The following is an 18,429-nucleotide window of genomic DNA, read 5'->3' on the forward strand; positions in this document are numbered from 1 at the left end:
ATGTTTTCTACAGTCCCGCAAACCCGCCCCCGCCAACCCTCGACGGTATGTCGGTGGCCACGGTAGATCAAACGCCGGATGCGATGTTTTTCTGTGCGTTACCGGGCGTTGATTTGTTCATTGCAGTCGTCTGGGGAGCGACCCTACCGACATCAACGGCATCGCGCCTGCGGCCGACACCAACTGCATCAGCGGCGTCGCGCCTGCGGCCACGCATTGCGTGAGATATTTCTTATCCCTCGACCGACTGGGCACCCGACATTGGTAGGGTCGCTCCCCAGACGACTGCCGCTACCCGATCCACACCCGGTAACGCATGACCCCAAAACGAAGGCGCTGTGGCCGTGGCCGTTGCCTGCCCATGGCCCCCAGCCAACCGTCAAAGGCGGGTCGGGGCGGGTTTGCGGGACTGTAGAAAACATGGATGTTTTCTACAAGCCTCCATGGGTGAAGGCGCACTGCTTGCGAGGCACTGCCTCGCGTGCGACTGAACGCACAGGCGCCAGCGCCTGGGCCGGGGCCCGGAGGGCGATTCACGGCGTGTCCCGCAAACCCGCACCGTCCCGCCAAACCAGGGAAACACGGCCTCACTGGCTGTTCGCCCAAATCCATCAAAAGCCGGGCAACGCCCGGCGCCCAGCCAACCCGGCTATCAAGGGCTTCAGGAGCGCCGGTTTAACAACCAGCACGCCGTACACACCCATCCGCGATAAACTGGGTTTTTCCCCCGCAGGACATGCCCCGGATGAGCTCTCGCCACACCCTTTCCGTCGCCCTGATCCAGGAGCGCAACCACGGTGACGCGGCCGCCAACCTGGCCGTGATCGAAACGCGCGTGGCTGAAGCGGCTGCGCAGGGTGCCAAGCTGATCCTGCTGCAGGAACTGCACAATGGCGCGTACTTCTGCCAGCACGAGTCGGTGGATGAATTCGACCTGGCCGAACCGATTCCCGGGCCGAGCACCGAGCGCCTTGGCGCCTTGGCCAAAAAGCACGGCGTGGTGATCGTCGGTTCGCTGTTCGAGCGCCGCGCCGCCGGCCTGTATCACAACACCGCCGTTGTGTTCGAAAAGGACGGCACCCTGCTGGGCAAGTATCGCAAGATGCATATCCCGGACGATCCGGGCTTCTATGAGAAGTTCTACTTCACCCCGGGCGACATCGGCTTCAAGCCGATCGATACCTCCGTGGGCCGCCTCGGCGTGCTCGTGTGCTGGGACCAGTGGTATCCGGAAGCGGCGCGCCTCATGGCGCTGGCCGGCGCCGAACTGCTGCTCTACCCCACCGCCATCGGCTGGGACCCGGACGACCAGAAGGACGAACAGGGCCGCCAGCGCGATGCATGGGTGCTCAGCCACCGGGGCCATGCCGTGGCCAATGGCGTGCCCGTGCTCAGCTGCAACCGCGTCGGCCACGAAGCGTCGCCGCTGGGTGCCTCCGGCATCCAGTTCTGGGGCAACAGCCACGTGCTGGGCCCGCAGGGTGAATTCATTGCCGAGGCCGGTGGCGAACCCACCGTGCTGCTGTGCGAGGTCGACCTGCAGCGCAGCGAGCACGTGCGCCGCATCTGGCCGTTCCTGCGCGACCGCCGCATCGACGCTTACGGCGACCTGCTCAAGCGCTACATCGACTGATCCCACAGGAACCTGCCCCGTGACCGTGCTGCTGCGCGACGCTACCGATGCCGATATCACGGCCATCACCGCCATCTATGCGGTGGAAGTGACCGACTTCGTCAACACCTACGAATACGACGTACCGGATGCGACCGAGATGCAGCGGCGCATGCACGACATCGTGGCGCGGGGCTTTCCGTACATCGTGGCCGAAGTCGACGGCCAGGTCGCCGGCTACGCCTACGCCAATACCTACCGCGGTCGCATCGCGTACCAGTGGACCGTGGAGAACTCCGTCTATGTCGACGCGGCCTTCCAGGGCCGTGGCGTCGGCACCGCCCTCATGCAGGGCCTGATCGACGCCTGCGTCGCGCGCGGCTACCGGCAGATGGTGGCGGTGATCGGCGAACCATCCAATACCGCCTCCATCAAACTGCACGAACGCTTCGGCTTCCATCTGGTCGGCATTTTCCGTGGCCTGGGCCGCAAGCATGGCCGCTGGCTGGATACCGTGCAGATGCAGCGCGCGCTTGGCGACGGTGTCGATGGCGCCCCCTCGAATGAATGAAGAAATGACTGACAACCCGATAGACGATAGCGGCGACACCCTGTTCGCCGGCCAGCCCGTGCGCGTGGTCGAACGCGACGGCGTGCGCTACACCCTGCTGGGGACCGCGCACGTCTCGCAGGCCAGCGTGGAAGTGGTGGAGCGCGCCATCAACAGCGGCCGCTTCGATGCCGTCGCCGTCGAGCTGGACCCGCAGCGCCTGCAGGCGCTGACCAATCCCGACGCGCTCGCCAAGCTGGACCTGGTCGAGGTGATCCGCAAGGGGCGCGTGGCACTGTTCGCCGCGAACCTGGCGTTGGCCGCGTATCAGCGCCGCCTGGCCGAGCAGCTGGGGATCGAGCCCGGTGCCGAGCTCAAGCGCGCCGTGGCACTGGCCAACGAACACAACCTGCCGGTGCACCTGATCGACCGCGAGGTGGGCCTGACCTTCCGGCGTGCGTCGCAGCGGCTGGGCTTCTTCGGCAAGATCAAGCTGGTCATGGGCCTTGGCGCCGGCCTGTTCGCGTCGGAAGACGTCGGCGAAGACGAAATCGAGAAGCTCAAGCAGGGCGACATGCTCGAGGCCAGCTTCGGCGAGTTCGCCAGCGAAAGCCCGGCACTGTACGAGACCATCATCGGCGAGCGCGACCGCTACATGGCCACCCGCCTGCGCGAGGTGCATGATCCGGCCCAGCACGAAGTGCTGGCCGTCGTGGGCGCCGGCCATCTGGCGGGCCTGGCGAAGTACCTGGAAACCGACACCGAGGCGGCCGGTCCGCTGCGCGAGTCGCTGGAAGCGGTGCCGAAGAAGCGCAACATTCCGTGGATCACGCTGATCATCCTGGCGGTCGTGCTGACCGGTATCGCGGTGGGGTTCTACCGTGGCGGCCTGGGCGTGGGTGGCGAACTGCTGCTGACCTGGGCGATGTACACCGGCGGCCTGGCGGGCCTGGGCTGCCTGCTGGCCGGCAGCCATCCGCTGAGCATCCTGACCGCGATCGTGGTGGCCCCGTTCAAGCCGTTCCGGTTGAGCATCCCTACCGGGGCATTCGCCGCGCTGGTGGAAACCCGCCTGCGCAAACCGGCCTACGAGGACTTCCTGAAGCTGCGCGATGACGCGCAGAGCGTGCGCGGTTGGTACCGCAACCGCGTCACCCGGGTGGTGCTGACCTTCATGCTGACCAATCTGGGCAGCATGCTTGGGTTGTGGCTGACAGGCTTCCAGGTCTGGCATAAGGTCGGGGGCTGATACGAAAAGGGCCACGCATTGCGTGGCCCTTTTCATTTACGCCGGTTCGATCACCGCGTCGCTGCCCTTCGGTGGCAGGCCCCTCGCCCGCCGCACGATGCGGGCCACGTTGATGCTCATGTCGTCGAGCATGGCGTAGATGGTGGGCAGGAACAGCAGGCTCACCACGGTGGAGAACGCCAGCCCGCCGGCAATGGCACGCGCCATCGGGTAGTACGGCGGGCCGTCGCCGAGCAGTTGCGTGTCGGTCAGCGAGATCGGCACCATCGCCAAGATCGCCGTGCCCATGGTCATCATGATCGGCCGCAGGCGCTCGCGCGAGCCTTCCACGAGCGCCTGGGTGCGGGCCATGCCGCGGCGGCGCAGGTTGTTGATGTGCTCGATCATCACGATGCCGTTGTTCACCACCACACCCATCAGTACCAGGATCCCGATGAAGGACATGATGCCGAACGAGGTGCCGGTGAGCCAGAACAGCCAGAACACGCCGAAGATCGAGAACAGCACGCCGCTCATGATCGCCGCCGGGAACAGCAGCGACTCGAACACCGCCGCCATCACCACATAGATCATCACCAGCGCGATCAGCAGGTTGAACATCATCTGCTGCATGGCCTCGTTGTCATCGCCGTAGTCGCCACCGTCGAAGGTGAAGGTGTAGCCGGCGGGGAAGCTCATCGGCTTGAGCGTCTCCTCCATCGCCTTGCGGCCTTCGGGTGCGGTGACCTTCTCGGCCAGGTTGGCCTTGATGGTCAGCGTGGTCTGGCGATTGGTGCGCCCAACGCGGGTAGCCGACGGCTTGATGCTCACGTCCACCAGGCTCAGCAGCGGTACCGAACGACCGTCGCCGGTACGCACAGTGAAGCTGGCCAGATCTTCCGGACTGCTCTGTTCGGCCCCGGCGAAGCGAACCCAGACCGGCACCTCGCTGTCGCCGCGACGGAACTCGCGCAGCGGCGCGCCACGCAATGCCAGGCCGACGAAGCTGGCGACCTGCTCGGCATTGAAGCCGAACGCGGCGGCACGCTCGCGGTCGACGTGGATGGACAGCTCGCTGCCCTTCTCGCCGTTGTCGATGCGCACATCGCGCAGCTCCTTGCGCTGGGCCAGCAGCGGCACCACGTCTTCGCCGATCTCCTGCAGCATCTGGGTCGAGTCGCCGATCAACTGCACCTCCACGCCCTTGTTGCCACCACCGCCGCCACCGCCATCGCCGCCCTGGTTGCCGACGATGTAGTCGGCGCGGGCCGAGCGCGGCAGGCCCTTGCGCAGCGATTCCTGCACCGCGGCCATGTTGCCGGCATGCTTTGCATCCAGGGTGACAATGGTGCTGCTGCCCTCCTGTTCGCTGTACCAGGAATACACCTGGGTGATGTGCAGCTTTTCCCGGTTCTGCTCCAGGTACTGCTCGACGCGCGCGACTTCGTCGGACATCTGCTCACGCGTGTAGGCGCCCTTCCAGTTGTAGCCGACGAACACATCGGTACCGCCTTCGCCGCCGAACATGTCGATCTTGGTGAGCTTCATCGGCACCAGGCTGATCAGCACCACCATGATGATGCCGAACACGCTCCAGCCACGGTGCTCAAGCGTCCACTGCAACAGCTTCGCGTAACGCCGCTGCAGGCGCGCGATCACGCCGGACTGCGAGTGCACCAGCTTCGGGGTCTGCATGCGCGCGGACAGCATCGGAATCAGGCTGACCGCCACCAGCCACGAGGCCATCAGCGAGACCGAGATGGTGATCGCGATCTGCGCCATGAAGATGCTGATGTTGTTGGTCTCGCCGAACAGGTTCGGAACGAACACGATGCAATGGCACAGGGTGCCGGCGCTGAGCGCGATGGCCACGTTGCGGGTGCCGATGATCGAGGCCTGCACCGGCTGGTCGGGCATGCGCTCGCGTTCCTGGTAGATGCTCTCCACCACCACCACCGCGTTGTCCACCAGCATGCCCACCGCCAGCAGCAGGCCCATCATGGTCAGGATGTTGAGCGTGACGCCGGCGAAGTACATGAAGCCCAGCGTGATCACGAAACAGATCGGGATCGCCAGGGTCACCATCAGCGTCGACGGCCAATGGCGCAGGAAGAAGAACAGCACCGTGACCGACAGCAGCAGGCCGACCGCACCGGCTTCTGCCAGCTCCAGCAGCGAAGAGGTCACCGTCTTGCCCTGGTTGTTGATCACCTTGATGTTCACATCGCGCATCGAGGGTTGCTTGCGGATCGCCTCCACCTCGGCCAGCGCGCCACGCGACACCTCGACCAGATTGGCGCTGCGCTCCTTGTAGATGTCCAGGCCCACCGCCGGGTTGCCGTCCAGGCGCCGGCCATAGCTCATGCGCGTGGGCTTGAGCCGGATATCGGCGATGTCGCCCAGGCGCAGGCCCCGGGTGTCGATGACCAGGTCGCGCAGTTCCTGCAGGTCGGTGATTTCACCGACCGGCTGGATGCGCACCCGTTGGCCGTTGTCGTCGATCTGCCCGGCAGAGATCGAGAAATTCAACGTGCGCAGCCGCTCGCTGAGCTCATTGATGCTCAGGTTGTGCGCGGTGAGCCGGTCGGCGTCGATCGCGATTTCCACTTCATTGGGCGGGGCGCCGGAGATTTCGACCCGTGCCACCCCCGGAATGCGCTCGATCCGCCGCTTGAACTCGCGGTCGAGCATGTCATAGGCGCCGGTCAGGTCGGTGGCGCTGGCCAGCCGAACCTTCAGCACCGGTTCGTCACTGCTGGACCACTTGAACACGTTGTAGCGCTGCAGGTCATCGGGCAGATCGGTGCGGATCGCATCGATGCGCTCGCGTGCGTCCGACGCGGCGATGGCGATGTCACGGTCCCAGTCGCTGAACTCGATGAAGATGCTGGCACCTTCGGCGGTGGCCTGGGAGCGCATGCGCTTGATCCCGGTCATCGTCGCCAGCGCTTCCTCGGTGGGGCGGATGATGGTGCGCTCCACCTCTTCCGGGGTCGAACCGGTGTACGGCACCTGCACGAACAGGAACGGCGCGGAGATGTCCGGCAGCGCCTCCAGCGGTAGCCGGAACGCGGCGATCAGCCCCACCACCACCAGTGAAACGAAGCACATGATGGTGGTGATGGGACGGCGGATGGAGAACTCGGCAATGCTCATGCCGGCTCCTGTGCCGCGTCACCGGCGGCGCCGGCTGCGGCGGCAGCGCCGCGATGGTGCTGGCGGCCGCGCTCGCGGTAGTAGGCATCGCCACGACGATCCAGCAGGTCGTAGACCACCGGGATCACCAGCAGCGTGAGCAGCGTGGACACCAGCAGGCCACCGATCACGGTGATCGCCATCGGCGCGCGCACTTCTGCCCCCTCGCCCATCGCCACCGCCAGCGGCAGAAAGCCGAACAGCGTGCACAGCGTGGTCATGATGATCGGGCGCAGGCGCGAGCGCGCACCTTCGACCAGCGCTTCCTGCTTGGCTACTCCGGCCTCGCGCAGCTGGTTGACCTTGTCGATCAGGATGATCGCGTTCTTCGTTACCAGTCCAACCAGCAGGATCAGGCCGATGAAGACCACCACCGAGATCGGCTTGCCGGTAAGCATCAGGGCCAGGATCGCACCGACCAGCGCCAGCGGAATGGTGAACAGGATGACGAACGGGTGCAGCAGCGATTCGAACTGCGAGGCCATCACCAGGTAAACCAGGAAGATGGCCAGGCCGAAGGCGAAGATCAGCGAGCGTGCCGATTCGGCCAGCTCCTCGCCCTGCCCGCCGATGTGCATGCCCACGCCGGCACCCAGCGGCTCCTTGGCCACCATGTCCTGCACCTCGCGCACCGCGCCGCCCAGGTCGATGTCGCGCAGGTTGGCCGAGACCACGGCCACGCGGGTCTGGTCGGCGCGATGGATTTCGCTGGGGCCGTTGGTGGCCACCACGTCGGCCACCGCATCCAGCGTCACCGGCCGCGTGCTGCCCGGGTTGACGATCAAGCGGCGGATGCTCTCCACGCTGGCGCGGTCGCCTTCCTGGGCGCGCACCAGCACGTCGATCTTGCGGTCGCGGAAGCTGTAGCGCGTGGCCACGTCGCCACGCACCTTCTTGACCACCACATCGGCGATCTGCCGCGTGGTCAGGCCCAGCGCACCGGCGCGTTCCTGGTCGAAGCGGATCTGGATCTCGGGAAAGCCCTCTTCCACGGTCGACTTCACGTCGGCGTAGTGCGGGTTGCCACGCAGGCGTGCGGCCAGCGCCTGACCGGCACGTTCCAGCGTGGCCATGTCCTGGCCGCGCAGTTCCACTTCCAGCGGGGTCGAGAAGCTGAACAATGCCGGCCGTGCGAAATCGACCTGCACGCCCGGGTGCCCGCGCATTGAATCGCGCAGGCGCTCGGTGATCTCCGCCTCGGTGCGCGCACTGCCGCCGCCCGCCATGACCACGGTGAGCTTGCCGATGTTCTCGCCGCTTTCGGTGGGGCTCGCATCCAGCCGCGTGCCGCTGCCGCTGACGCCATACAGCGAGGCGATGCTCTCGTCCTTGGCGTGCGCCAGCTGCACCTCACGCACCAGCGCGTCGGTCTGCTTCAACGGGGTACCGGCCGGCAGCTTGGCGGTCATCTCGAAGCGGTCCTGGGCCAGTTGCGGAATCAGGTCCGCGCCCAGCATCGGCACCAGCGCCAGCGAGGCCACGAACGCCAGGCCGGCCAAGCCCAGCACCTTGCCCGGATGGGCCAGCGCGCCGGGCAGCAGCCGCAGGTAACCGCGTTCGGCACCGGCGTAGGGCTTCATTGCCAGGTCGCTGGCCTTGCGCATCACCGGCCCGATGACCGCCACGACCAGACGCCACACGCGCACCACCGCCCAGGCCACGCCGAAGCAGCTCCAGCGCACCAGCGCGCCGATGCCGCGGCGGCTGCCGGCCACCGGCTTCAGCCAGCGCTGCTGCGGCTGCCATGCTTCGGCGGCGGGTTCCTCCGGGAACGCCAGCGGCGGGTTGCCCTTGAGCGAGCTCAGCATCGGAATCAGCGTCATCGACACCAGCAGCGAGATCGCAATCGCGATCGCCACGGTCAGCGCCTGGTCGCGGAACAGCTGGCCGGCGATGCCGTCCACGAACACCAGCGGCAGGAACACCGCGATGGTGGTCAGGGTGGAGGCGACCACGGCCATGCTCACTTCGCGGGTGCCGGTGATGGCCGCCTGCAGGATGCCCAGCCCACGCTCGCGTGCCTTGGCAATGCTCTCCAGCACCACGATGGAATCGTCCACCACCAGGCCGGTGGCCAGCGCCAGGCCACCCAGCGACATCACGTTCAAGCTCAGGCCCAGCTGGCCCATGAAGAAGAAGGTGGTGATGATCGAGACCGGCAGCGACAGGCTGATCACGAAGGTGCTCCAGCCGTCGCGCAGGAACAGGAAGATGATCAGGATGGCCAGCAGGCCGCCGATCACCGCGTCCTTCTTGACGTCGCTGATGGCGTGTTCGATGAAGCGCGACTGATCTTCAATCGTGGTCAGTTCGGCGTCGCCGGGAATCTGCGCCTTGATCTGCTCCAGCTTCGCGCGCAGGGCCTCGGCAGTGGCTACGGTATTCGCGTCGCCTTCCTTGTAGATGGCCAGCTCCACCGCTTCGCGGCCGCCGAGGCGGATGATCGCCTCGCGTTCCTTGAAGCCCTGGCGCACGGTGGCCACGTCCTTCAGCCGCACCGGCACGCCGTTGGCGATGGTGGAGGAACTGCTGCTGGACGCGCTCTGCGCGGCCGAGGCCGCCGCGATGGCCGCGTCCGAACCGGTCGACGCGGCGATGGCGAACATCTGCTGCATGGCGGCGTCGGCCGCGCTGCCGTTGCTGCTCTGGGTGGTCACCAGCAGGTTGCGGATGTCTTCCAGATCGGCGAACTGGTTGACGGTCCGGACCAGGAAGCGCTGCGAGCCCTCTTCCAGGCGCCCGCCGGAAATGTTGATGTTCTCTTCTTTCAACCGCTTGATGACGGTGTCGATCGGCAGGTTGAGCTGCGCCAGCTTCTGCTGGTCGATGTCCACCTGGATCTCGTCTTCCAAACCGCCGCCGACCTTCACCGCCGCGACGCCGACCACCGGCTCGAGCTTCTTCTTCAGGTCTTCATCGGCATAGCGGCGCAACGCGGTCAGCTGGCGCACGGCGTCGGCGTCGCTGGTCGGGTCGCCCTTGGCGGCGATGACCAGGCGCATGATCGGCGCGGTGGACGGGTTGAAGCGCAGCAGCACCGGCGCCTTGGCCTCCAGCGGCAGGTTCAGCGCCTCCATCTTGTCGCGCACCTCCAGGCTGGCCTGGTCCATGTTGGTGCCCCACGCGAACTCCAGCACCACATCGCTCTGGCCGGTGCGCGAGATCGACTTCAGCTTGCGCAGGTTCTTCACGACGCCGACGGCCTCTTCGACCGGTTCGGTGATGAGGGTCTCGATCTCGGTCGGCGCCGCGCCGGTGTATTCGGTGCGCACGGTGAGCGTGGGATAGCTCAGGTCGGGCAGCAGGTTGACCTTGAGATTGCTGAGGGCGATCAGGCCGAACAGCACCAGCGTGATCATGCACATGAAGATGGTGACGCGGCGGCGGGTGGCGAACTCCACCAGGCCGCCGCCGTGGTCGTTGCCGGCCGAACTCATTGACGGGTCTCCGCCTTGGTCGGTGCCGCCTTGCTGGCCACGGCGGTGGCCGGCTTCTCGCCGATCACCTGCACCGCGGTGCCGTCGCGCAGGGCGACCTTGCCGGCGGTCACCACCTTGTCGCCGACCGCCAGTCCATCACGGATTTCCACCCACGGTCCTTCGGCGTAGCCCAGCTTGACCGGCACGCGCGCGACCTTGCCGTCGCGCACGCGGAACACGGCGGGTTCGCCATCGTCGAGCAGCGCCAGGCGCGGCACCACCAGCGCGTCGGCGCGCTGGTCGTAGTCGATGCGGATGCGGCCGAACATGCCCGGCTGCAGGCCGAGCGCATCGGTGCCGAAGCCGCTGACCACGCGGAACGTGCCGCTGCCGGCGTCGATCACCGGGGCGATGCGGTCCACCGTGCCGGGGAACGACTTGCCCGGCAGCGCATCGGCGACCAGCGTCACCGGCTGGCCCGGGCGCAGCGTGGCCAGCTCGCGTTCGGGCACGTTGAGGGTGGCCTCCAGCCGCGAGTTGTCGACGATGCGGAAGATCGGCGTGTTGATCTGCACGAAGTTGCCGGTCTTGATCGAGCGCGAGGCGATCACGCCGGAGATCGGCGCCACCACGGTGGTGTAGGACAGCTCCAGGGTGGCCAGGCGGTACTGGGCCCGCGCGTTCTCCAGGTCGTACTTGATCTGGTCAACATCGGCGGCGCTGACCATCTGCTGGCCAATCAACTTCTGTGCCCGCTGGTAGTTGTTCTCCAGCTTGCGCAGCTGCGCTTCGCTCTGCGCGACGGCCAGGCGTGCGCGGTCCGGATCGAGCCGCACCAGCGGCTGCCCGGCGCGTACCTGCTGGCCTTCCTCGACCAGCACGGCCAAGGCCACGCCGGAGGTCTTGGCCACCACCTGCGATTCGGCGCGTGCCTCCAGTGCGGCGGTGCCGGTGTAGCTGGCGGCGACCGCGCGGCGCGAGGCGGCGACGGCTTCCACCGGCACCGCTTCGAGGGCCTTTTCCGCCTTGGGGTCCTTCTCGGCTGCCTGGGCATCGGCGGTGCCGCCGGCGCCGCAGCCGCTCAGCAGCAGCGAGGTGGTGATGAGCAGGGCAGCGGCGCAGGTTCCGGTGCGGCCGTGCAGAAGAGAAATTCGCGACATCGTCGTGTCCCTGAAGGATGCGTGGGCAGGTGTGGTAGCAAAGTAATGCACCACGTCACGACAACACCATATCCCAAAGGTCATGGTGACCTGCAGCCGCCTATCGGCATGGCCCGGTTTCAGCTAGATGAAAACGCAGGCTATACTCGGGCCAGTTCCGTACCCCACGCCGGAACGACCAGAACCCGTATATCGGAAAGGACATCATGCGCCCGCAGCCGCTCGCCGCTTGTCTCGCTCTGGCCGTCCTCCTGCCCCTCGGGGCCGCCGCACAGGCCGCTACAGCTCCAGCCGTACCCGCTCCAGCCGCACCTGCACCTGCCGTACCTGCAGCCGCTCCGGCCGCCCTTGTTGGCAATGCCGACAATGGACGGACCCTGGCCTATACCTGCCAGGGCTGCCATGGCATCACCGGGTACAAGAACGCCTACCCCAGCTATCGGGTGCCCAAGATCGGTGGGCAGACCCAGCAGTACCTCAGCCAGGCGCTGAGCGAGTACCGCCAGGGCAAGCGCCGGCATCCCACGATGCAGGCGCAGTCCATGAGTTTCAGCGAACAGGAGATCGCCGATCTCGCTGTTTACCTGTCCACCGTCAAATAAGCGCGCTCATGACGAAAGCCACGCGATTCAAGCGTCACGCCATCGCCCTGTCCGTTGCCCTGCTGCTGGCTGCCTGTTCGCAGTCGCAGGTGGAAAACAGCGCAGATTCCGCCGCCGACCCGGGCCACGCCAGTGGCGAGCACGGGTCCGGCTCATCCGCCGGCCTTCCGGCCGGACGCATTGCCGCCGGTGAGGCCCGCGCCCAGGTCAAGGGCACGGCCACCAAGCAGAGCTGCATCGACTGCCACGGCGCTGACGGCAACCATCCGATCGACCCGACCTACCCCAAACTGGGCGGGCAGTACGGCGATTACCTGGCCCATGCCCTGCAGGCGTACCGTGCCGGCGACCGTCAGCATCCGCTGATGACGCCGCAGGCCGCCGACCTGAGCGACCAGGACATCGCCGACCTGGCCGCGTATTTCGGTTCAAGGCCGACCCAGTTGCGGGATCTGCACGGGGTGAAATGATGGTTGCGCGCTGTGCGTGATCCCACGCATTACGTGGGACACGCATGGCGTGTCGCTACGCTGAAAACGCCTTGAAAATCAGGCGTCGAGCTCTTCCCAGCGCTTGTACGCCGCATCGAGTTCGGCCTGCACCGCACCCAGCTTCTGGGTGTGGGCTGCCATGTCCGGGGCACTGCGCTGGTAGAACGCCGGGTCGTTCATCGCGGCGGTCAGGCCCTCGACGTCCTTCTCCAGCGTTTCGATCTTCAGCGGCAGCTGCTCCAGCTCGCGTGCGTCCTTGTAGCTGAGCTTGCGCTTGGGCGCCTCCGGCGCTGCCGGCGCGGCGGGTGCCGCGGCGGCCGGCCGTGCGGCAACCACCGGTGCGGCGGCGGCAGCCGTGGCCATGCGCGCGGCCTGGCGCTGCCAGTCGGTGTAGCCACCCACGTACTCGCCGACCACGCCGTTGCCTTCCATCACCATCGTGGAGGTCACCACGTTGTCGAGGAAGTCACGGTCATGGCTGACCAGCAGCAGCGTGCCGGTGTAATCGCCCAGCAGCTCTTCGAGCAGCTCCAGCGTTTCCACGTCCAGGTCGTTGGTCGGTTCGTCCATCACCAGCAGGTTGGACGGCTGTGCGAACAGCTTGGCCAGCAGCAGGCGGTTGCGCTCGCCACCGGACAGGCGGGTGATCGGTGCACGCGCGCGTTCGGGGGTGAACAGGAAGTCCTGCAGGTAGGCATGCACGTGTTTGCGCTTGCCGTTCACCTCGAGGAAATCGCGGCCTTCGGCGACGTTTTCGATCGCCGTCCAGTCTTCGCGCAGCACCGAACGGTACTGGTCGAAATAGGCGATCTGCAGGTTGGTGCCGGCGCGCACTTCGCCGCTGTCCGGGGCAAGATCGCCCAGCAACAGCTTGAGCAGCGTGGTCTTGCCGCTGCCGTTCGGGCCGATCAGGCCGATCCGGTCGCCGCGCAGGATGGTGGTGCTGAAATCCTTGACCATCGTGCGCTCGCCGAAGGCGAACGAGACGTCCTTGACGTCGATGACCTTCTTGCCGGAGTTCTGTGCCTGCGACGCTTCCATGCGGACGTTGCCGCCCAGCTCGCGGCGCTGCGAACGCTCGTTCCGCATCGCCTCCAGGCGACGCACGCGGCCCTCGTCGCGGGTACGCCGGGCCTTGATGCCCTGGCGGATCCACACTTCTTCCTGGGCCAGCATCTTGTCGAAGCGCGCGTTCTCCTGCGCCTGCGCGTTCAGGCGTTCCTCGCGGCGGCGCTCGTAGTTGGCCCAGTCGCCCGGCCAGCTGGTGACCTGGCCGCGATCGATTTCCACGATGCGGGTGGCCAGCGCGCGCAGGAAGCGACGGTCATGGGTGACGAACACCACGCTGCCGTTCCAATTCTTCAGGAACATTTCGAGCCAGTCGATGGCTTCGATGTCGAGGTGGTTGGTCGGCTCGTCCAGCAGCAGCAGGTCCGGCGCGGACACCAGCGCGCGGCCCAGCAGCACCCGGCGCTTCATGCCGCCGGACAGGCGCGCGAACTCCGCATCGCCATCCAGGTCGAGCTTGGTCAGCGTTTCACTCACGCGCTGGTCCAGGCCCCAGCCGTTGGCGGCATCGATCTTGGCCTGCACGGCCGACAACGCGTCGCCGTCGAACTCCTCGGCCACGCTCAGGTGGTGGAACTCAGCCAGCCAGTGGCCCAGCTCGCCCAGGCCTTCGGCGACCACGTCGAAGACGCTGCCGGCGGCGCCGTGCGGCACCTCCTGCTCCAGCCGGGTGATGCGCACCCCCTGCTGCACGCGCACTTCTCCGTCGTCGGGCTTGTGGTCGCCGGACAACAGCTTGAGCAGGGTGGATTTGCCGGCGCCGTTGCGGCCGATCAGGGCGATGCGCTCGCCCGGCTCGATCGACAGTTCGGCTTTTTCCAGCAACAGCGGGCCGCCGACGCTGAAGTCGACGTTTTGCAGAGTAATCAGAGGCATCCGACCATTGTACGGGCTGGCGGTACGCGGCGTCGCTCAGGCCGTGTCGAAAACCGCTGCCGGCAGCGCCAGCAATTCAGCCAGCGGCAGTGGAATCCGCTTGCCCGGGTGGCGAACCACCCACAGCTGGCGCGACAGCGGCGGCAGCGGGGTGTCCAGGATCCGCAGGCTGCCCAGCGCCACCAGGTCGGCCACGGCCAGCCGCGACAGGCAGGCGATGCCCAGCCCTGCGGCGGCGGCCTGCTTGATGGCCTCGGTGCTGCCCAGCTGCATCGACCGGGCGAAGTGATGCAGGTGCGGCAGCAGGCCCTGCTCGACCGCCTCGCGGGTGCCGGAGCCGGGTTCGCGCAGCAACCAGCGCGCGCCCGCCAGGACCGGCAGGTCCACGCGTTCCGGCAGGTCGGCGCTGGCGGCCGCGACGATCACCAGCGCGTCGCGCTGCCACGGCAGCACCTGCAGGCCGCTTTCATGGCACGGCCCTTCGATCAGCCCCAGGTCCACCTCCAGCCGCTGCACGGCGGCGACCACGTCGGCACTGTTGCCGATCCGCAGGTCCACCTCGGCCTGCGGGTTGGCCGCCAGCAGGGTCGCGATGCGCGCCGGCAGCAGGTAGTTGCCGATGGTGGTGCTGGCGCCGATCCGCAGCCGCAGCGGCAGCCGGTGGGGGTCGTGCGCCCGGCCGACGCCCGCCTGCGTCTCCAGCGCCGCGGCGGCATCCAGCAGCGCCCGGGCCGGGTCCAGCAGGGCGCGGCCGTGCGCGTTGAGCACCAGGCGGCGGCCGATACGGTCGAACAGCGGCGCGGCCACCTGGCCCTCCAGTTCATTGAGGGCCGCGCTGGTGGCCGACTGCGACAGGCCCAACCGCTGCCCGGCGGCGGCGGTGGTCCCGGCGTCGGCAATGGCGACGACCACCTGCCATTGGCGGAGTGTCAGATGCATCGGGACAATCTACCCGTAAATCAGGTTGGAATCACATAAACAATGCGTTTTACAGGTTTATGCCGGCAGCGCACCGTGTTGCTCATCTACGCATCGGAGTGAACCGTGAACGCCTCATCCCTGCCCCTGCCCTCGCCCACCGCCACCCAGCGCTGGCGCGGGCGCCTCCCCGGCCTGCTGCTGACCGCCGGCGTGGCCGCCGCGGCGATGGGCCTGGCCACGTTGCCGTGGCTGCGGGGGCACGGCATCAGTGCGCTGACCTTGGCCATCGTGCTCGGCATCGCACTGGGCAACACGCTGTATCCGCGGCTGGCGACCCACGCCGCGCCGGGCGTTGGCTACGCCAAGCAGTGGCTGCTCCGCGCCGGCATCGTGCTGTACGGCCTGCGCCTGACCTTCCAGGACATCGGGCAGGTGGGTGTGGCCGGCATGCTGATCGATGCGCTGGTGCTGTCCAGCACCTTCGCGCTGGCCTGGTGGGCTGGTACCCGCTGGTTCGGCATGGACCGCGACAGCGCGCTGCTGATCGGCGCCGGCAGCGCGATCTGTGGCGCAGCCGCGGTGATGGCCGCCGAACCGGTGGTGCGGGGTCGCGCCGAGCAGGTCACCGTGGCGGTGTCCACGGTGGTGGTGTTCGGCACGCTGGGCATGTTCCTGTACCCGGCGCTGTACCAGCTCAACCTGGCGCACGCCTGGTTGCCGATGAGCGAGCAGCTGTATGGCATGTTCACCGGCTCCACGGTGCATGAAGTGGCGCAGGTGGTCGCCGCCGGGCGCGCGGTGAGCGAGGGCGCCGCCGATACCGCGGTGATCGCCAAGATGGTGCGGGTGATGATGCTCGCCCCGTTCCTGGTGGCGCTGTCGCTGCTGCTCGCCCGCGGCCGCAGCGCCCTGCCCGGCGTGCCACGGGCGAAGATCGTGGTGCCGTGGTTCGCGTTCGGGTTCGTCGCGGTCGCCGCCATCAATTCGCTGCAGGTGCTGCCGCCGGCGCTGGTCGGCGCGGCCATCGACCTGGACACCGTGTTGCTGGCCATGGCGATGGCCGCGCTGGGCCTGACCACCCATGTATCGGCGCTGCGACAGGCGGGCATGAAGCCGCTGCTGCTGGCCCTGCTGCTGTTCGGCTGGCTGCTCGCGGGCGGGTTGATGATCAACCTGGGCGTGCACCGGCTGATCGGCTGAGCACGACCAACGGTCGTGCTCTACCGCGTGATTCCGCCTACCGTTGGTCGCGGCGGCGGCGCCGAACCGGCGCAACGGGTAGAATGTGGCATGAACGAATTCTCCGAACTGCCCCTGTCGGCCTCGCTGGCGGCGGGCATCGACGCGCTGGGCTATACCCAGATGACTCCCGTGCAGGCACAGGCGCTGCCGGCCATCCTGGCGCGCCGCGACCTGATCGCGCAGGCCCCCACCGGCAGCGGCAAGACCGCCGCCTTCGGCTTGGGCCTGCTGCAGGCACTGGATCCGGCGGTCATCCGCGCCCAGGCGCTGGTGCTGTGCCCGACCCGTGAGCTGGCCGACCAGGTCGGCAAGCAGATCCGCAAGCTGGCCACCGGCATCCCCAATCTGAAGCTGGTGGTGCTGACCGGCGGCATGCCGCTCGGCCCGCAGTTGGCGTCGCTCGAGGCACACGACCCGCACGTGGTGGTGGGCACGCCGGGGCGTATCCAGGAACTGGGGCGCAAGCGCGCCCTGAAGCTGGGCGGCGTGACCACGCTGGTGCTCGATGAAGCCGACCGCATGCTCGACATGGGGTTTGAAGAGCCGATCCGCGAGATTGCCGGGCGTACCAGCAAGGACCGCCAGACGCTGCTGTTCTCGGCCACCTACCCCGACGAGATCCGCGAGATCGCCCGGGTGCTGCTGCGCGACCCGGTCGAGGTGACCGTGGAAGGCGCCGACCACGCCCCGGCGATCCGCCACCTGTTCTGCGAGGTCGATCTGGCCAGCAAGCAGAAGGCGCTGGCCGGGCTGCTGCTCAAGTACAACCCCGAATCGACGGTGGTGTTCTGCAACACCCGCCGCGATGTCGATGATGTCGCCGTTTCGCTGCAGCAGTTCGGCTTCTCCGCGCTGCCCCTGCATGGCGAAATGGAACAGCGCGACCGCGACGAAGTGCTGGTGCGCTTCGCCAACCGCAGCTGCAACGTGCTGGTGGCCAGCGACGTGGCCGCACGCGGCCTGGACGTGCAGGACCTGGCGGCGGTGATCAACTACGAACTGCCGACCGATATCGAGACCTACGAGCACCGCGTGGGCCGTACCGGCCGTGCCGGCGCCACGGGGCTGGCGATCAGCCTGGTGACCGGGCGTGAGCGCAGCCGTGCCGACGCATTGGAAGCGGCGCAGGGCAAGCCGCTGGACTGGCAGAAGACTCCGCTCGCCACCGCGCGCCCGGCCGTGCTGCCGCAGGCGGCCATGGAAACGCTGCGCATCGATGGCGGCAAGACAGACAAGCTGCGCCCCGGCGACATCCTCGGTGCGCTGACCGGCGATGCGGGCCTGTCGGCCAAGGTGATCGGCAAGATCGACATCTACGCCACGCGTTCCTACGTGGCCATCGCCCGCGAACACGTCGGCAAGGCGATCGCACGGCTGGAAGCCGGCAAGATCAAGGGCCGGCGCTTCCGCGTGCGGCAGATGTAACCGCAGGTGCCTCGTTGCACGAGGCACCTCCGCGATCGGTATCGGCATGAACATCGGCGGCAAAGGCATTTGTGCCGTCGCAACGCTGTTCGGCCTTGATCAATACACCAGGTTGGCCAGCAGCGGCACGTCGCTGGCCCAGCGCTCGCGGCCGCCCAGGCCGGCGAGCTCGACCAGCACCGCGGCACCCACCACCTCGACCTGCAGCTGCCGCGCCAGTGACAGCGCGGCCAGCAGGGTGCCGCCGGTCGCCAGCACGTCGTCCACCACCAGCACGCGCGCGGCGGGCGGCAAGGCATCGGCATGCACCTCGATGCTGTCGGTGCGGTATTCCAGTGTGTAGTCCTGGCGCAGTACCCGGCCCGGCAGCTTGCCCGGCTTGCGGACCGGCACGAAGCCCACGCCCAGCACCCGCGCCATCGCCGCGCCGAGGATGAAGCCACGCGATTCGATGCCCATCACCGCCTGCAGGCGTGCATCGCGCCACGGCGCGACCATGGCGTCGATCGCCGCGGCGAAATCGTCGCCGTCGGCCAGCAGCGGCATGATGTCCTTGAACAGGATGCCTGGCTTGGGGAAGTCGGCGACGTCGCGCAGGCGGCCCGCCCAGGCGGGGGTGGCGGAGGAATCGGTCATGGGA

General features: G+C 67.5%; 13 protein-coding genes. 7 read left to right on the forward strand and 6 right to left on the reverse strand.

The features are described 5' to 3' along the window. Positions 1 to 745 precede the first annotated feature (745 nt). From ACREPD_RS10600 to ACREPD_RS10610, 3 genes are read left to right on the forward strand one after another with little or no spacing between them, the layout of a single operon-like run. Positions 746 to 1,633, forward strand: coding sequence for a carbon-nitrogen hydrolase (locus ACREPD_RS10600; protein WP_421569623.1), 888 nt, complete (start codon positions 746 to 748; stop codon positions 1,631 to 1,633). A 19-nt stretch (positions 1,634 to 1,652) separates the two neighbouring features. Further along, the gene (locus ACREPD_RS10605) at positions 1,653 to 2,183 is read left to right on the forward strand and encodes an N-acetyltransferase family protein (RefSeq protein WP_431599302.1); all 531 of its coding nucleotides are present in this window, start codon (positions 1,653 to 1,655) and stop codon (positions 2,181 to 2,183) included. Next, on the forward strand, positions 2,176 to 3,411 hold the full coding sequence (locus ACREPD_RS10610) for a TraB/GumN family protein (protein WP_431599303.1): 1,236 nt from the start codon (positions 2,176 to 2,178) through the stop codon (positions 3,409 to 3,411). Before ACREPD_RS10605 ends, ACREPD_RS10610 begins: the two co-directional genes overlap by 8 nt. Before the next feature lie 36 nt (positions 3,412 to 3,447). Here the strand turns inward: ACREPD_RS10610 and ACREPD_RS10615 are convergent, their stop codons facing one another. Genes ACREPD_RS10615 through ACREPD_RS10625 form a run of 3 tightly spaced genes read right to left on the reverse strand, consistent with a single transcriptional unit; the run spans position 3,448 to position 11,164 of the window. Next, positions 3,448 to 6,546, reverse strand: a complete 3,099-nt coding sequence (locus ACREPD_RS10615) for an efflux RND transporter permease subunit (protein WP_431599304.1) — start codon at positions 6,544 to 6,546, stop codon at positions 3,448 to 3,450. Continuing rightward, complete coding sequence (locus ACREPD_RS10620) at positions 6,543 to 10,022, reverse strand: efflux RND transporter permease subunit (RefSeq protein ID WP_431599305.1); 3,480 nt, start codon at positions 10,020 to 10,022, stop codon at positions 6,543 to 6,545. Before ACREPD_RS10620 ends, ACREPD_RS10615 begins: the two co-directional genes overlap by 4 nt. After that, positions 10,019 to 11,164: an efflux RND transporter periplasmic adaptor subunit gene (locus ACREPD_RS10625; RefSeq protein ID WP_431599306.1), complete on the reverse strand. Its 1,146-nt coding sequence runs from the start codon at positions 11,162 to 11,164 to the stop codon at positions 10,019 to 10,021. Before ACREPD_RS10625 ends, ACREPD_RS10620 begins: the two co-directional genes overlap by 4 nt. Positions 11,165 to 11,370: 206 nt before the next feature. On the opposite strand from ACREPD_RS10625, the gene ACREPD_RS10630 reads away from it, so the two are divergent. Beyond that, a complete protein-coding gene (locus ACREPD_RS10630) occupies positions 11,371 to 11,766 on the forward strand; it encodes a c-type cytochrome (protein WP_431599307.1) in 396 nt (131 codons plus the stop codon). An 8-nt stretch (positions 11,767 to 11,774) separates the two neighbouring features. Next, positions 11,775 to 12,236, forward strand: coding sequence for a c-type cytochrome (locus ACREPD_RS10635; RefSeq protein WP_431599308.1), 462 nt, complete (start codon positions 11,775 to 11,777; stop codon positions 12,234 to 12,236). Positions 12,237 to 12,314: 78 nt separating this feature from the next. On the opposite strand, the gene ACREPD_RS10640 is transcribed toward ACREPD_RS10635, so the two are convergent. Both ACREPD_RS10640 and ACREPD_RS10645 read right to left on the reverse strand, forming a co-directional pair. Continuing rightward, the gene (locus tag ACREPD_RS10640; RefSeq protein WP_431599309.1) at positions 12,315 to 14,201 is read right to left on the reverse strand and encodes an ATP-binding cassette domain-containing protein; all 1,887 of its coding nucleotides are present in this window, start codon (positions 14,199 to 14,201) and stop codon (positions 12,315 to 12,317) included. A 36-nt stretch (positions 14,202 to 14,237) separates the two neighbouring features. Then, on the reverse strand, positions 14,238 to 15,140 hold the full coding sequence (locus ACREPD_RS10645; RefSeq protein ID WP_431599310.1) for a LysR family transcriptional regulator: 903 nt from the start codon (positions 15,138 to 15,140) through the stop codon (positions 14,238 to 14,240). Positions 15,141 to 15,245: 105 nt separating this feature from the next. Between ACREPD_RS10645 and ACREPD_RS10650 the strand changes: the two genes are divergently transcribed. Both ACREPD_RS10650 and dbpA read left to right on the forward strand, forming a co-directional pair. Further along, positions 15,246 to 16,322, forward strand: a complete 1,077-nt coding sequence (locus tag ACREPD_RS10650; protein WP_431599311.1) for a YeiH family protein — start codon at positions 15,246 to 15,248, stop codon at positions 16,320 to 16,322. A 90-nt stretch (positions 16,323 to 16,412) separates the two neighbouring features. Continuing rightward, positions 16,413 to 17,789, forward strand: a complete 1,377-nt coding sequence (dbpA, locus tag ACREPD_RS10655; protein ID WP_421571132.1) for an ATP-dependent RNA helicase DbpA — start codon at positions 16,413 to 16,415, stop codon at positions 17,787 to 17,789. A 99-nt stretch (positions 17,790 to 17,888) separates the two neighbouring features. On the opposite strand, the gene ACREPD_RS10660 is transcribed toward dbpA, so the two are convergent. Continuing rightward, positions 17,889 to 18,425 (reverse strand): adenine phosphoribosyltransferase, encoded by a 537-nt coding sequence (locus ACREPD_RS10660; RefSeq protein WP_431599312.1) that lies wholly within the window; start codon positions 18,423 to 18,425, stop codon positions 17,889 to 17,891. Positions 18,426 to 18,429 lie beyond the last annotated feature (4 nt).

It is taken from the genome of Stenotrophomonas sp. (genome assembly GCF_050737075.1).
Taxonomy (GTDB): Bacteria; Pseudomonadota; Gammaproteobacteria; order Xanthomonadales; family Xanthomonadaceae; genus Stenotrophomonas.